Source organism: Catenovulum sp. SX2, from assembly GCF_052056295.1.
Lineage (GTDB): Bacteria > Pseudomonadota > Gammaproteobacteria > Enterobacterales > Alteromonadaceae > Catenovulum.
Genome location: NZ_CP182493.1, coordinates 1,718,391 through 1,731,722, shown reverse-complemented (window position 1 = coordinate 1,731,722; position 13,332 = coordinate 1,718,391). Strand labels below are relative to the sequence as shown.

At 40.3% G+C, this 13,332-nt stretch carries 11 protein-coding genes and 1 other RNA gene; 7 read left to right on the top strand and 5 right to left on the bottom strand.

Annotated elements, in window-relative coordinates; translation table 11 throughout:
- Positions 1-25: 25 nt before the first annotated feature.
- The 5 genes from rsmI (at position 26) to ACMZOO_RS07215 (ending at position 5,635) form a co-directional block, all read left to right on the top strand.
- Positions 26-874, top strand: coding sequence for a 16S rRNA (cytidine(1402)-2'-O)-methyltransferase (gene rsmI, locus ACMZOO_RS07235; RefSeq protein WP_440906024.1), 849 nt, complete (start codon positions 26-28; stop codon positions 872-874).
- 107 nt (positions 875-981) lie between these two features.
- The gene (locus ACMZOO_RS07230; RefSeq protein ID WP_440906023.1) at positions 982-1,341 is read left to right on the top strand and encodes an adenosine deaminase; all 360 of its coding nucleotides are present in this window, start codon (positions 982-984) and stop codon (positions 1,339-1,341) included.
- The gene (locus tag ACMZOO_RS07225; protein WP_440906022.1) at positions 1,329-3,140 is read left to right on the top strand and encodes a lipoprotein N-acyltransferase Lnb domain-containing protein; all 1,812 of its coding nucleotides are present in this window, start codon (positions 1,329-1,331) and stop codon (positions 3,138-3,140) included. The genes ACMZOO_RS07230 and ACMZOO_RS07225 overlap by 13 nt, the downstream gene beginning before the upstream one ends.
- Before the next feature lie 111 nt (positions 3,141-3,251).
- Positions 3,252-3,728, top strand: coding sequence for a DUF3015 domain-containing protein (locus ACMZOO_RS07220; protein WP_440906021.1), 477 nt, complete (start codon positions 3,252-3,254; stop codon positions 3,726-3,728).
- A 59-nt stretch (positions 3,729-3,787) separates the two neighbouring features.
- Complete coding sequence (locus tag ACMZOO_RS07215; protein ID WP_440906020.1) at positions 3,788-5,635, top strand: Lnb N-terminal periplasmic domain-containing protein; 1,848 nt, start codon at positions 3,788-3,790, stop codon at positions 5,633-5,635.
- A 40-nt stretch (positions 5,636-5,675) separates the two neighbouring features.
- Here the strand turns inward: ACMZOO_RS07215 and ACMZOO_RS07210 are convergent, their stop codons facing one another.
- The 3 genes from ACMZOO_RS07210 to ACMZOO_RS07200 are packed head-to-tail and all read right to left on the bottom strand — an operon-like array spanning position 5,676 to position 7,391.
- Positions 5,676-6,335 (bottom strand): DUF799 domain-containing protein, encoded by a 660-nt coding sequence (locus tag ACMZOO_RS07210; protein ID WP_440906019.1) that lies wholly within the window; start codon positions 6,333-6,335, stop codon positions 5,676-5,678.
- An 11-nt stretch (positions 6,336-6,346) separates the two neighbouring features.
- Positions 6,347-6,730: a DUF4810 domain-containing protein gene (locus tag ACMZOO_RS07205; protein ID WP_440906018.1), complete on the bottom strand. Its 384-nt coding sequence runs from the start codon at positions 6,728-6,730 to the stop codon at positions 6,347-6,349.
- Positions 6,717-7,391 (bottom strand): CsgG/HfaB family protein, encoded by a 675-nt coding sequence (locus ACMZOO_RS07200; protein WP_440906290.1) that lies wholly within the window; start codon positions 7,389-7,391, stop codon positions 6,717-6,719. The genes ACMZOO_RS07205 and ACMZOO_RS07200 overlap by 14 nt, the downstream gene beginning before the upstream one ends.
- 143 nt (positions 7,392-7,534) lie before the next feature.
- Here ACMZOO_RS07200 and rnpB point away from each other — a divergent pair.
- Positions 7,535-7,901: RNase P RNA component class A (gene rnpB, locus ACMZOO_RS07195), an RNA gene on the top strand.
- 226 nt (positions 7,902-8,127) lie between these two features.
- Here rnpB and ACMZOO_RS07190 read toward each other — a convergent pair.
- Positions 8,128-9,960 (bottom strand): DEAD/DEAH box helicase, encoded by a 1,833-nt coding sequence (locus ACMZOO_RS07190; protein ID WP_440906017.1) that lies wholly within the window; start codon positions 9,958-9,960, stop codon positions 8,128-8,130.
- Between the two features lie 469 nt (positions 9,961-10,429).
- On the opposite strand from ACMZOO_RS07190, the gene ACMZOO_RS07185 reads away from it, so the two are divergent.
- Complete coding sequence (locus ACMZOO_RS07185; RefSeq protein WP_440906016.1) at positions 10,430-13,000, top strand: glycoside hydrolase family 3 protein; 2,571 nt, start codon at positions 10,430-10,432, stop codon at positions 12,998-13,000.
- Between the two features lie 95 nt (positions 13,001-13,095).
- Here ACMZOO_RS07185 and ACMZOO_RS07180 read toward each other — a convergent pair whose 3' ends face one another.
- Positions 13,096-13,290 (bottom strand): hypothetical protein, encoded by a 195-nt coding sequence (locus tag ACMZOO_RS07180; RefSeq protein WP_440906015.1) that lies wholly within the window; start codon positions 13,288-13,290, stop codon positions 13,096-13,098.
- Positions 13,291-13,332 lie beyond the last annotated feature (42 nt).

Sequence of the window (13,332 nt, the reverse complement as noted above, 5' to 3'; positions counted from 1 at the left end):
AAATAACATGATATAGGTAAACTATATGCAAGATCACACTGCGCAAACAAGCGGCATTTTATACGTAGTCGCAACACCAATTGGCAACTTAGCGGATTTTACCCAAAGAGCGATTGATACTTTAAACTTGGTGGATGTGATAGCCGCTGAAGACACGCGCAATGCATATAAGTTACTCCAGCATTTTTCGATAGATAAAAAATGTATTGCTTATCATGATCATAACGAAACTCAACAAGCACAATCTCTAGTTAAACAATTATTAGCAGGTGCTAATATAGGCTTAATTTCAGACGCGGGTACACCGCTAATTAATGACCCAGGTTACCGCATTGTTAAAGCCTGTCGTGAAGCCAATATCAAAGTTGTGCCTATTCCTGGCGCTTGTGCGATTATCACTGCGCTTTCTGCGGCTGGGGTTGCAACTGACCAATTCTTTTTTGGTGGATTTTTACCAGCAAAAAAACAAGCGCGCCAAGCTGCGATTGCCACAACGGAGCAAACCACGGCAACTAGTGTTTTTTACGAATCAACGCATAGAATTGTTGCCTGTTTAGGGGATATTCAAGCTGTATTAGGTACAGACAAACATGTGGTGATTGCCCGCGAACTGACCAAAACTTTTGAAACTTTTATCTCAGCACCTGTCAGTGAAATTTTGCAAATTATGGCTGAAGATTCAAATCAACTAAAAGGCGAGTTTGTACTTGTGCTCGAAGGTAGCTCGGCTCAGGCCGAAGTGGATGAAAAGTGCCTTAAACTGCTAAAAAGCTTAGTTGAATATATGCCGTTAAAAGCGGCTGCTGGTATTGTCGCTGATACTTTTGGGGTAAAGAAAAAAGCTGTATATGAGGCTGGACTCACGTTAGATTAAATACAATATTATTTTTGGGCATCTTCCAATGCTTAAGGTTTTATGTAAAATGAGCGTCGCTCAAAAACTGAGACTAAATAATAAACAATAGGAAAAAGGAAATAATAATGAAAAAATTAGGCCTTGTGTTAGGACTTACTTTATTAGCGTCTGGTTGTGCTAGTGTGATGACGGCAGAACAACAAACTATAAATGTTACTACTAGTAATTCTCAGCAAGTTGAAGTTACCGTTGATGACAAAACAATTACAGCTCCGGGCATGGTAACGGTTTTACGTGATGGTAAAGATAAAGTGGTGAAAACTTCAGGTGAAGGTTGTGATGCAACCACCCCAATTAAAAAATCTATTACTCCAGTCTTTTTTGGCAACATCGTCCTTGGTGGTTTGCTAGGTTCAACTACCGATGGATTGACTGGTAAAATGTGGAACTATGCTGACGACGTACAAGTTAAGTGTGCTGGTTAATCACATTTTATAACGTTTTTAAAAAAGGCTGGTTTTTACCAACCTTTTTTGTTTTATCTCTGTTCAGCTGCAAAGCTAACTGTTCACAGAGTCAAACTCCTCATGATAAACATCTGTTATCATTAGCTAATTCACCTCGTTGGCATGCTTTACTACAGTTAGATCAAAAACTAAAACCGCGCATATTAGATAAAAATTTTATCCTAACTATTGACGACTTCTCGCCCTACAATGAGTTATTAGAAACATTGAAGCGCGTAGAAACTGAATCGGAATTTAGATGTAAATTCCCAGCCCGCATGACGTTTTTACAAACTGAATTTTATAAGGGGAAAAGACAATTCGACTTTTCCTCATGTAGTGATTTAAACAAATATAGTGATTTTGTACCTTACGACTCATTAACTTTGGTTTACGCTTCGGAAGTATTATCTTCAACAACAAGCATGATGGGGCATGTGTTTTTCAAAGCCTCAGGCATAAATCATAAAGGAACGCCGGTTGAGCATAGCATTGCATTTCTTAGTGAAATCAAAACTTTAAATCCATTTAAACTTTTATATGAAAGTTTAATTGTGGGGATGCCAGGTTTTTTTATTGTGAGGCCATATCAACAAGATAAGGTTAGATATTTAAACGAGGAAAAACGAAACTTATGGGAATATCAATTACGGTTTAGTGATTATCAGCGAGAGCTAATAAAATTCCATATTTGGGAACTAAAAGACAAGCATATAAATTATTTATTTCAGGATTATAACTGCTCCACACTAGCATTATATGTATTAGCTGTTGCCGAGCCTAGCTTAAAAATGGATGAATTGTTGTTTGTATCCCCTGTAGATGTGATTAAAAGTGTTGAATCTAATCACTTAATAAATAAAACCAATGTTATTTTATCCGACACTTGGGCTACAGCTATGTACGGTATGGAGATTGATAGATCGCAAAGGAACATGATCGATAATTATGTTGAAAGTGGCCAGTACAAAACTGTATTGGGCTATATTGAAGATCCTAAGGCTTTGTTATATTTGCAAGCTAAAACGCAATTAGTCTCTCCCAAAGAATATACCCAAAAGCCTGATGATAGTTTTATGCGCGCGTTAAATAAAAAAATTGATGAGTTCCAGGTTGATTTGAGTGAGTATAAAAAACCAACTAAAACGCCACAGGATTCTATCGTATCAGTGCAGATAAATCATGCAGGACAGCTGCTTTTTAGTTTTGTTCCAGCAGCTCGTTATTTGCGTTCTGATAATGAGCAATTTTTCACCGAATCGCAATTGAAAATATTTTCTGTTTCTACTCTGCTAGATGTATCAAATGAGCAGCTATCTTTATACGAATTTTCTGCCTATGACGTGATATCTATACCGACAACAGCTGAAGATGTGTGGCACGATGCAGGGAAGTTTTATTTGGGTTACAAACATAAGTATATCGGTAATGATGTTAAAGGCGCGATAGAATTGTCGGGTGCATATGGTTGGGCTACCTTACTTTTGCCTGATGTGGAGTTTTACAGCCTTATTGGCGGAGGGATCGATGTATGCGGCAGTGATTGTGGTGGGTTTCTTAGTTTTGAACTTGGTAGCATTGTCGATTTAATTTACGATTCTAAACTGCTAGCAAGTTATCAGTGGGAAAATAAGCGAGCATTGAAACCGCTGGAGCAAGTTAAAATCGAAATCAGCCATTACATGAATCAAAAATATAATTTAAACCTGAGTGCTGCTAAGCAATTTTCTCAAAGTGCTGAAGTCAGGTTTACTGTCGGGTTAGATTATCATTTTTAATTAAATTGAAATCTATAATAGCCAAAATAACCACCGAAAACACTTGTACATTGTCGCTAGATGCCACTTATAATGTTAGTGCGACATTCGCTTATAAACTAAGGATTGAATATGAAAAAACTACTTTTAACAGTTGTGTTATCTGGCGCTTCATTTGGTGTTTTGGCAAATGGTCCTGCGGGCTGTGGTTTAGGGACAGCAGTTGTATTCCAAAATGCAAATGAATTTCATGAGCATGTGTTAGCTGCAACAACTAACGGTACATCTGGCAATCAAACTTTTGGTATGACTTCGGGTACTTTAGGGTGTGAAGCTGCTAATGGTCCTTTGAAAAAAGGTTTAGCTATGTTTTTAAACAACAACTTGGAGCCATTAGCTGTTGATGTGGCAAAAGGTCAAGGTGAAACATTAGACGCGCTTGCCAACTTAATGGAAATTAAAGCAGAAGATAAAGCTTTGTTTAATCAAACGTTACAAACTAATTTTGATAAAGTATTTGCATCAGAGCAGGTCAATGCTTCTACTGCTTATCAATCTATTGTCGCTGTAATGGAACAAGACCAAGTATTAGCTAAATATTTAGCTTAGGACAAGGTTGTTTAATGCAGGGCGATTGATTGCAATCGCCCTTAATATGGAATTTACTGGTGCTGCATAAATATTCTGTACGCTTGATAGTTTGTTTATCATTTTTCTTTTCGTTTAATTCGCTCGCAGACCAACTTATTAATTTAGCTAAACAACGATATTGGTTAGATTTATTACACTTCCATCAAGCAGGTTTTATTGCACCAAATCAAAGTCAAATTGATTCCGCAGCTTTTTTTCTTTCACCATCAGGAAAAACCGATGCTTATGCTGAGTTAGTTGCTACTGTTGCTGCCTTTAAAGGGGATTTAGCAACAAATAAAACAGTTAAAACACAGTGTTTATTTCCTGCCCGTTATCACTGGCTGAGTAAGCAGCTACCTGAACTTAAAAATTATCAAACAGCTTGCCCTGAATTTAGCGAATGGCGTGATACCTTATCACCAGAAAAAATCTATTTGGTTTTTCCTGCTGCATATTTGAACAGTCCATCCTCTATGTATGGTCACACCTTGTTGCGTATCAAAAAAACGTCTAGTGACAATGCACTTTTGGATTATGCGGTGAACTATGCGGCAAATCCTGATCCAAATGACAATCAATTGGTATTTAGTTATAAAGGCTTAGCAGGAATGTACCCGGGTGTATTTTCTATTATGCCTTATTACGAAAAAGTCACTGAGTACGGCTCGTTAGAAAGCCGTGATATATGGGAATATGAACTAGATTTAACAGAGGAAGAGGTACTTCAGTTTGTTCGGCATATATGGGAAGTGCGTGATATTTACATGGATTATTATTTTTTCAGTGAAAATTGTGCTTATCAATTGTTGAGTATGGTTGATGCAAGCTCTGAGAGAATATCTTTACTTGGTTCGTTTCGGTATAGAAGTATACCAACAGATACCATTCGGGCATTAGTCGAGAATGATTATGTCAAGTCAGTGGAATATCGACCGTCTATACTGTCGCAGATGCGTTATTTACAAGCAGGTATATCCGAGCATGATTTGCAGTTAGCTAAGGCTATTGTTGAACAAGCAGAATACAATATTACTGGCTTGCAAAGTTATTCTAATAGCCAACAAGCCAAATTGCTTGAATTGGCTTATCACTATAGCCGATACCTTGCGGCAAAGAAAAAATCATCACTAGCGCATTTAGGCAAGCGTTCAATTCAATTGTTGTCAGATAGAAGTAAGTTGCAAGTACAGCAAAATTTTACCTCTGTACCCTCACCAAAACACAGAGATGATGAAGGGCATGCAACTCAGCGATTATTAACGAGTATTGGCTTATTTGACGGTGAAAGTTATTTAGAAATTGAATACCGACCGGCTTACCATGACTTGTTAGACCCTGCCGCTGGGTATATGCCACATTCTCAGCTTGAAATGTTTAGTTTTAAATTGAACTTGGATAATGATAGTCAGCTAAGGTTTGAGCAACTTAAGTTAATTGGGATTCGCTCTTTGTCGCCATCTACTGGATTATTTACGTCTAATTCGTGGCAAGTTGATTTTGGCTGGAAACGTTTTTCAAAACTAAATGATACGTTTTCACCTTATTTAACTTACGCTTATGGTCAGACATATGAGGTGTTGGTTGGCAGTATTAGTTTTTTGGCGGGCGTTGAAACTTATGTGCATTCAAGACTTCCCAAGGGATACTATTTGGCTGCAGGTCCTGAAGTTAATTATTTTTATCAAGGGGAAAATCAGAGTTGGGTGTTGCAGTATAAGTATCTGAGAGGTGACCAAGACTGGTTGGAAAATCAGCACAAGTTAGAGTTTAGTCAAGCGTTTAATCTTAGCCGTGCTATGCAATTTCGTTATGCGTTTGAATATAAAAGAATCGAAGATGTGAGTTTTGTTGATGCTAAATTGGGACTAGCGTATTACTTTTAAAGCAGGCAAGCCACTAGAGCTGCCTGCTTAAAAGTACAAGTTATTTCTTCACTGGTGCAACATAATAAGGTCCAGGTAATAATCCGCGATTTTTTTGGTTAAAGGCTATGTTATTAGCTACCCGTGCAATTTGAGGTGTTTGGTCGTTAATTGAACCAATAATTTGGGTTACCACTGCATTTACTAGCGCGCCGACTAAACCGTTACCACCACTATCAGAAGCTTGCTCAAAACTAAATGGCGCATCCCAAAGTAGGTTACCTGTTTTAGTCGAAACTAATTGTAATTGGCCGCGTGCAACGGTTTTAGATGACAATAGGACGTATTTTTGTCCCCAGTCTGTGATATTTACGTATAGAACCGCATCAGCACCAATATGTTCGCTAATTTTATCCAGCGGGATAGCGTTCATTTCTGCCGGGGTTGGCAGGCCATTCTCTTTTAAAAAAGAATCAATTACTGAAACAGGAAAGACATAATATCCTTTTTCTGCAATAGGTTGGCTTACCGTTGAAAGGTACGAATAGGTGGCTGTAACATCTACTGTGTTGTTAGTAGGCGGTAAAACTAAAATAGATTTAGGTTTCTCACTGTTTAGTGCAGTGTAATCGTATGCAGGAGCCATTGTTGTTTGGCAGCCTGTGACGAAGAGGGTAAGGCAGGCTATACATACTGCTGTTATCGTTTTTGTAATTTTCATTGTCACATCCATTATTGTGTTTGTTGTGTATGTTGTTTCAGCCGAGTGACTAAGCCATCAATTAACAAGGTTGAATCTGGATATAATTCTTTTTCTTTCGTTAATGCTGCTAAGGCTAAGTCTCGGTCACCGATATTTGCGTACAACATTCCTAGATGTGCATATACGCCAGGAGCCACTGGTTTTCCTATCGTTTGCGCTTTTTCAATGTCTTTGGTTAGCTGCTGAATTTGCACTTGAGCCGGAAAATCTTCTTGTTTTAGGTGGTGGCCGTAGATAATGGTTTCATAGTTTCCCCAGTAGTACTGGCGATTATCTTTAGTTGCACAACCAACCGATAGCAAAGCCACAAAGGCTAGCAAAGTGTTTTTTACTTGGGTTTTATTCACTAACATTTAAAACACCACTTTCTAGATCTTTTACCATGCTATTTACACACTCTTTAATGGCAAAGTCTAATACTTTGCCATTCAAAGTTGCGTCGTAGCCCGCGGTAGAACCGAAACCCAAAACTTCTCGTTCACTTAAGGAGTACTCACCGGCACCTTGGGTTGAATAAATAACTTCAGAAGTTACTACATCTAAAATGTTCAAAGTTACTTTTGCGTAAGCAACCTGGCTTTTTCCTGAACCCAAAATGCCAAATAGTTGTTTGTCACCAACATTTTTACGGCCAAACTCTGTTACAGCGCCAGTAATCATATATCTAGCACCTTTTAATTGCAGGCTTTGCCCCATCAGTGATGCTTCTTCTTTCAATTGAGCTAGATTTTCTCTATCAACCATTTTGAAACGATTTGTTTGGGTTAAATGTGCTTTTAAAATGGTTTTTGACTGATTGGTTAATTGCGTTGAGTTTTGCGTAAACATGCCTTGCATGTACGTTGAGCGATTATCAAAATTGCCAACCACTAGGGTCGATTTAGGTCCATAGTAAGGTGTACTGTGGCTTTCAACTTTTTCAATCTTGACGCTTTTATGGGTTTGCTGAGTTGCACATCCGCTTGTAAGGATAGTCGCGATGGCGCAAATAGCTAAAATGCTGGAGGTTTTCATGAAATTCCTTTCCTGTCCAATCTGAGTTACTCGGATGGTAAGCAGCATCATATTTGCTGTCAACAAGAGTTATGTTTCCTTTTGTATCATCCATCACAATTTCTTAGATAATTTATTTGTTTTCGAGTAGAATAACGCCCGAAAAAGACAGCTGGGCAATCGCTGCCTCATTTTTTGAGGGGGAGGAAAGTCCGGGCTCCATAGGGCAGAGTGCCAGATAACGTCTGGGCGGCGAGAGCCGACGACCAGTGCAACAGAGAGTATACCGCCGATGGCTGCTTGCAGCACAGGTAAGGGTGAAAGGGTGCGGTAAGAGCGCACCGCGCGGCTGGTAACAGTTCGTGGCACGGTAAACTCCACTCGGAGCAAGATCAAATAGGGTTCCATTGGCGCGGCCCGCGTTGGAACCGGGTAGATTGCTTGAGCCTTATAGCAATGTAAGGCCTAGACGAATGATTGCCATTTTACTTAGGTAAAATACAGAACCCGGCTTACAAGCTGTCTTTTTCACCCTCTTCTCTAAACTCTTTCGTTTGACCTGCAATAACCCGCACACCTAGCCTATCAATATTAAATCAAAGTGATTACATCATATTTTTAGTAGCCAGAACGAATGGCTAACGAGTTTGTTAACACATTCCAAGGCGAGACAACAGAAACAAAAAAGCCCAATCAATTGAAGTGACTTCAATAGACTGGGCTTTTAAATAATTCAGTAAGCTGAATTATTTAAAGATTAGTTAAACGCGCGACGCTCACGACGTTTGAAACCACCTTTATCACCACCTTCGTTTCTGCGACGTGGGGTGTAATCAGACGCAACATCTTGCTCAGTTGCAATAGTTGGTGATATTTTTTGGTTACGGATCATTACACGTTGTAATTTACCAAACACAGCTTTAGGCATGCCTTTTGGTAGGTCTACGTATGAGTATTGATCGTGTAACTTAATGTGACCAATATGGCTGCTGTCTAAGTTAATTTCGTTTGCTACTGCGCCAACGATATCACCAGGGCCTACACCGTGCTCACGGCCAACTTCAAATCTGAAAGTATCAAAATCTTGCTGGCTACGACGTTCACCGCGTTCACCACGACCGCGAGATTCACGACGACCATCACGACCGCCTCTTTCACCGCGTTCAGCTCTGTCACCACGATCACGACCACGTGATTCACGACGACCATCGCGACCACCGTCACGTCCGCCATTTCTGTCGCCACGCATTTCACGGCCAACAGGATCTTTAGGTGGGAACAATGGTTGATTTAATTGTTGTTTAAACAACAAAGCTGCAGCTAGTTGTTCTGCTGTCCACTCGTTTTCTTCGATAAAACGCTTAACAACATGGCTGAAGTTACCTAAATCGGTTTTTTCAATCACTTCTGACAAACCAGTTTGCATACGCTTCATACGTACTTCACCAAGTTGGTTTGCATCAGGCATGTTGAAGTCTTCAATCTTGCCTTCAGTTGCGCGCTCTAAACGGAACAAGGTACGCATTTCACGACCATTGGCGAATAAGATAGCTTCACCGCTACGACCAGCACGACCAGTACGACCAATACGGTGAACGTATGATTCTGAATCTGCTGGTAAATCGTAGTTGATAACGTGAGTAATACGTGGAACGTCAAGACCACGTGCAACAACGTCAGTTGCAATTAAAATAGATACACGACCATTTTTAAGTTGGTCAACAATACGCTCACGGTCGCTTTGGTTCATGTCACCATTTAATGCAGCCGCAGGGAAACCTTTACCGATTAAGTGCTCAGCTAAAGTTAAAGTATCGTTACGTGTACGCACGAATACTATCATTGCATCATATTCTAAAGTTTCAGCTAAACGCTCTAAACCAGCTGTTTTGCCAATTTTGCTAACGCGCCATGCACGTTGGCTGATATTTGCTTTTGCTTGTTTTACTGCAGCAATTTTTACGTGTACAGGATCTTTTAAGAACTGTTGAGTTACTTTTTTGATCGCTGGTGGCATAGTTGCTGAGAAAAATGCCATTTGGGTATTGTCTGGCACGTGCTCAAGGATCCATTGGATATCTTCCAAGAAACCCATGTTTAACATTTCGTCTGCTTCATCTAATACACAAGCGCGTAAACCGTCTAATTTTAAACGACCTTTATCAATGTGATCCATTAAACGACCAGGTGTACCAACAACAATTTGTGGGCCTGCTTTTAAATCACGAATTTGTGGCGTGTATGACTGACCACCATAAACAGTTGCTACACGTACGCCGCGCATGTGTTTAGCAAAATCTGTAACCGCTTCAGCAACCTGAATTGCAAGTTCACGTGTAGGGCACACAACTAACATTTGTGTTTCACGTACATTTGCATCAATTTTGCTTAAGAGTGGTAAACCGAATGCTGCGGTTTTACCAGTACCCGTTTGCGCCTCACCTAGAATGTCGTTACCTTCTAATAACGCAGGAATTGACTGTGCTTGGATAGGGGTTGGTTGAGAAAAGCCTAATTCTTCAATTGCTTGCAATACAGGTGCAGGCAAACCCAGTTCGTTAAATAGAACTGTAGATTCATTTTTTTGCATATAACTACTCTAGTTTCATCATCAAATTGTCGATGAGGTAATAACCCAAATTTTGCTTGGGTATAAGGCGCAGGACACTGGACTAAACACAGCTGTTCAAAACTCTGTGGAGTGATGTGTTTTGATTAAGCATTACATATTTGCTTAACACACAATTGCTCAATTTTAGGTGGAATATACCTTTCACACTGGCAGCGCGACTACCTCTACTAAACCAGCGCGACTTTTACATGGGCAGATTAAACCGCCGACAAGAACAAGCTCGAGTGCTTGTTAGGAAAAAGCCATGGGCTGGGAGACGCGCACTATACAGGCTAATAATATTATTGCAAGAGTTTGGTTAAAAAATGGTCGATATTTTTTTGATCAATATTTATAACCTTTTGCTTGCGGTTTGAAAGCGCTTACACTATATTGTTGCAAATATGTTTAAAAACACAATTCTTATCTGAGCTAGGGTAAAGAGGTTATGAAAGTTATCGAACTATCGACTGTTAGTCGCAAAATTAAATTGGGGATTGCTCTTATGAGTAGTGTCGGATTATTAACCATAGCGGGCTGTCAAAACACGCAATCATCACAGGTTGATAAACCTATAGATCCACGCCAAGGCGATTTGTCTATTTGGCCAAAATTAGATATTGCCGTGAAACAAGACCCACAAGTTGAAGCGCAAGTCGCGAAAATTTTAGCTGGCATGACCATTGAACAAAAGGTCGCGCAAACCATTCAGCCTGAAATTGGCTCTATTAGTGTTGAAGATATGCGCAAATATGGGTTTGGTTCATACCTAAATGGTGGTGGCTCTTTCCCTGGTGCGAATAAACATGCAACCCCAGCTGATTGGATAAAACTTGCAGAAGATTTATATCAAGCATCAGTTGATGACTCAATTGACGGTTCAAGTATTCCAACCATGTGGGGCACAGACGCAGTGCACGGTCACAATAATGTGATTGGCGCGACTTTATTTCCTCATAACATAGGTTTAGGTGCGGCACATGATCCTGAATTGATTCGAGAAATTGCCGAAGCTACAGCAAAAGAGGTAATGGCTACTGGCATAGATTGGGTCTTTGCACCAACTGTTGCTGTAGTGCGTGATGATAGATGGGGGCGCACTTATGAAGGTTATTCGGAAGATCCTAAAATTGTTCACGACTATGCGCGCTCAATCGTTGAAGGTTTACAAGGGCCAGCCAACGCTGACTTTTTAAGTGAACGTCGAGTCATCTCTACTGTTAAACACTTTTTAGGTGACGGCGGCACGGTTGATGGTGATGACCAAGGCAATAACATCGACAGCGAACAAGCTTTATTTGATCTACATGCCCAAGGTTATGTGTCTGGCATAGCTGCTGGTGCACAGTCGGTTATGGCTTCATTCAATAGCTGGCACGGCGTTAAAATGCACGGCAACAAATATTTCTTAACCGATGTTCTAAAAGACAAAATGGGTTTTGATGGATTTGTTGTGGGTGACTGGAGTGGTCATGGGCAAATTAAAGGCTGTACGAATGACAACTGCCCAGATGCTATGAATGCCGGTTTAGATGTATACATGGCGCCAAATGAATGGAAAGTTTTGTACGACAATGTAGTGGCTCAAGTAAAAGCAGGTGTGATTAGCCAACAGCGTTTAGATGATGCAGTTACGCGTATTTTGCGCGTAAAAGTACGCGCAGGTTTATTCGACAAACCATCTCCGGCTAATCGCCCATTAGCAGGTAAATCAGAGTTGATTGGTGCACCAGAGCACAGAGAAGTTGCGCGTAAAGCTGTACGTCAAAGTTTAGTGTTATTAAAAAACCAACAAAATATCTTGCCGTTGAAACCTACTATGAACGTATTAGTGGCTGGTGATGGTGCCGACAATATTGGCAAACAATCAGGCGGTTGGACCATTAGCTGGCAAGGTACAGGTAATTCTAATGAAGACTTCCCTGGTGGCAGCTCAATTTGGGATGGTATTGAACAAACGGTTAAAGCCGCTGGTGGTAAAGCTAACTTAAGTGTAGATGGTAGTTTCAGCCATAAACCTGATGTCGCTATTGTGGTATTTGGTGAAGAGCCATATGCCGAAGGCAATGGTGATGTCAGTAACCTTGAATATCAGCGTGGCAACAAAACTGATTTAGCTTTGTTGCGTAAACTAAAAGCACAAGGCATACCTGTGGTATCCGTATTTATTAGTGGTCGACCTATGTGGGTAAACCCAGAACTGAATGCATCTGATGCATTTGTAGCAGCTTGGTTGCCAGGCTCTGAAGGTGCTGGTGTTGCCGATGTTTTATTTACTGATGAAAGCGCTAACGTACGTTACGACTTTACTGGTAAGTTGTCATACTCATGGCCAGCGTTCGCAGATCAAGGCCCTGTTAATGTCGGTGATGAAGATTACCAACCTTTGCTGCCGTATGGTTTCGGTTTAACTTATGCTGATAAAAATGTACTGGCAAGTGATTTGTCAGAAGTTGCGGGCAGCAACCCTGATAGCAAATTAGCTGAATACGCGATTTTTGAGCGCAGTGCACAAGCGCCATGGGCTTTAACCATAGGTACAGCAACGGAGCGCAAAGCGGTTGATTCTAAAATTGTGAGTTTAGATAAAATTCAAATTAGAAGCATAGACAAATATGTGCAAGAAGACGCTCGCCAAGTAACTTGGACTGGCGGACAGGCTGATGTGTCTTTAGGTGCTCCATTCCCAGATGATTTACGTGCCTACACTGAAGCAAATGGGGTAATGCAGTTGGATATTCGAGTTGATAGCCAAATACCAGCAAACGTTTGGTTAGCAATGAATTGTGCCGGCGAGTGTGATGGCAAACTGAATATAGCACCAACTTTAGCTAACTATACTCAAGGCCAGTGGCAGACATTACGAATAGATTTGGCTTGTTTTGCAAAAGCAGGAACCGATTTTGGCAAGGTGTTTACCCCCTTTAGTTTAGCAACAGACCAACCATTGCAGCTAAGTTTTGCTGCGGTTAAATTGTTGGCTAAACCAGAAGGTGAATCAAACATCTCATGCCAATAAAGAGCAGTACCTTTATGGTTGTTTAACTGTGTAGCAAGGATGCATTTGTTACTGTGTTTGGTAACAACTCCCTTTGCGCCTATAGACGTGGGTTTCTATAGGCGCTTTTTTAACGCAATAAATAAACACAGCCCGCCCGCTAATAGGGCAACATAAGCAGCTGTGTTAAAGGCTTGCTGATTGTTGGTATTTAGCGACATAAAAAATACTACATAACTGATTGAACCTAAGCCAAATCCGGCTAATATTCCTTTTCCTGCAATGGTTGATAATTGAATCAATTTAAACATTTGCATTCCTTACCCTTAAATTTATTGTTGTATGATAATACT

Excerpts from the sequence above, each read along its gene's own strand:
- rsmI (WP_440906024.1), top strand. The coding sequence starts at position 26 with ATGCAAGATCACACTGCGCAAACAAGCGGCATTTTATACGTAGTCGCA.
- ACMZOO_RS07230 (WP_440906023.1), top strand. The coding sequence starts at position 982 with ATGAAAAAATTAGGCCTTGTGTTAGGACTTACTTTATTAGCGTCTGGT.
- ACMZOO_RS07220 (WP_440906021.1), top strand. The coding sequence starts at position 3,252 with ATGAAAAAACTACTTTTAACAGTTGTGTTATCTGGCGCTTCATTTGGT.
- ACMZOO_RS07210 (WP_440906019.1), bottom strand. The coding sequence starts at position 6,335 with ATGAAAATTACAAAAACGATAACAGCAGTATGTATAGCCTGCCTTACC.
- ACMZOO_RS07205 (WP_440906018.1), bottom strand. The coding sequence starts at position 6,730 with ATGTTAGTGAATAAAACCCAAGTAAAAAACACTTTGCTAGCCTTTGTG.
- ACMZOO_RS07200 (WP_440906290.1), bottom strand. The coding sequence starts at position 7,391 with ATGAAAACCTCCAGCATTTTAGCTATTTGCGCCATCGCGACTATCCTT.
- ACMZOO_RS07190 (WP_440906017.1), bottom strand. The coding sequence starts at position 9,960 with ATGCAAAAAAATGAATCTACAGTTCTATTTAACGAACTGGGTTTGCCT.
- ACMZOO_RS07185 (WP_440906016.1), top strand. The coding sequence starts at position 10,430 with ATGAAAGTTATCGAACTATCGACTGTTAGTCGCAAAATTAAATTGGGG.
- ACMZOO_RS07180 (WP_440906015.1), bottom strand. The coding sequence starts at position 13,290 with ATGTTTAAATTGATTCAATTATCAACCATTGCAGGAAAAGGAATATTA.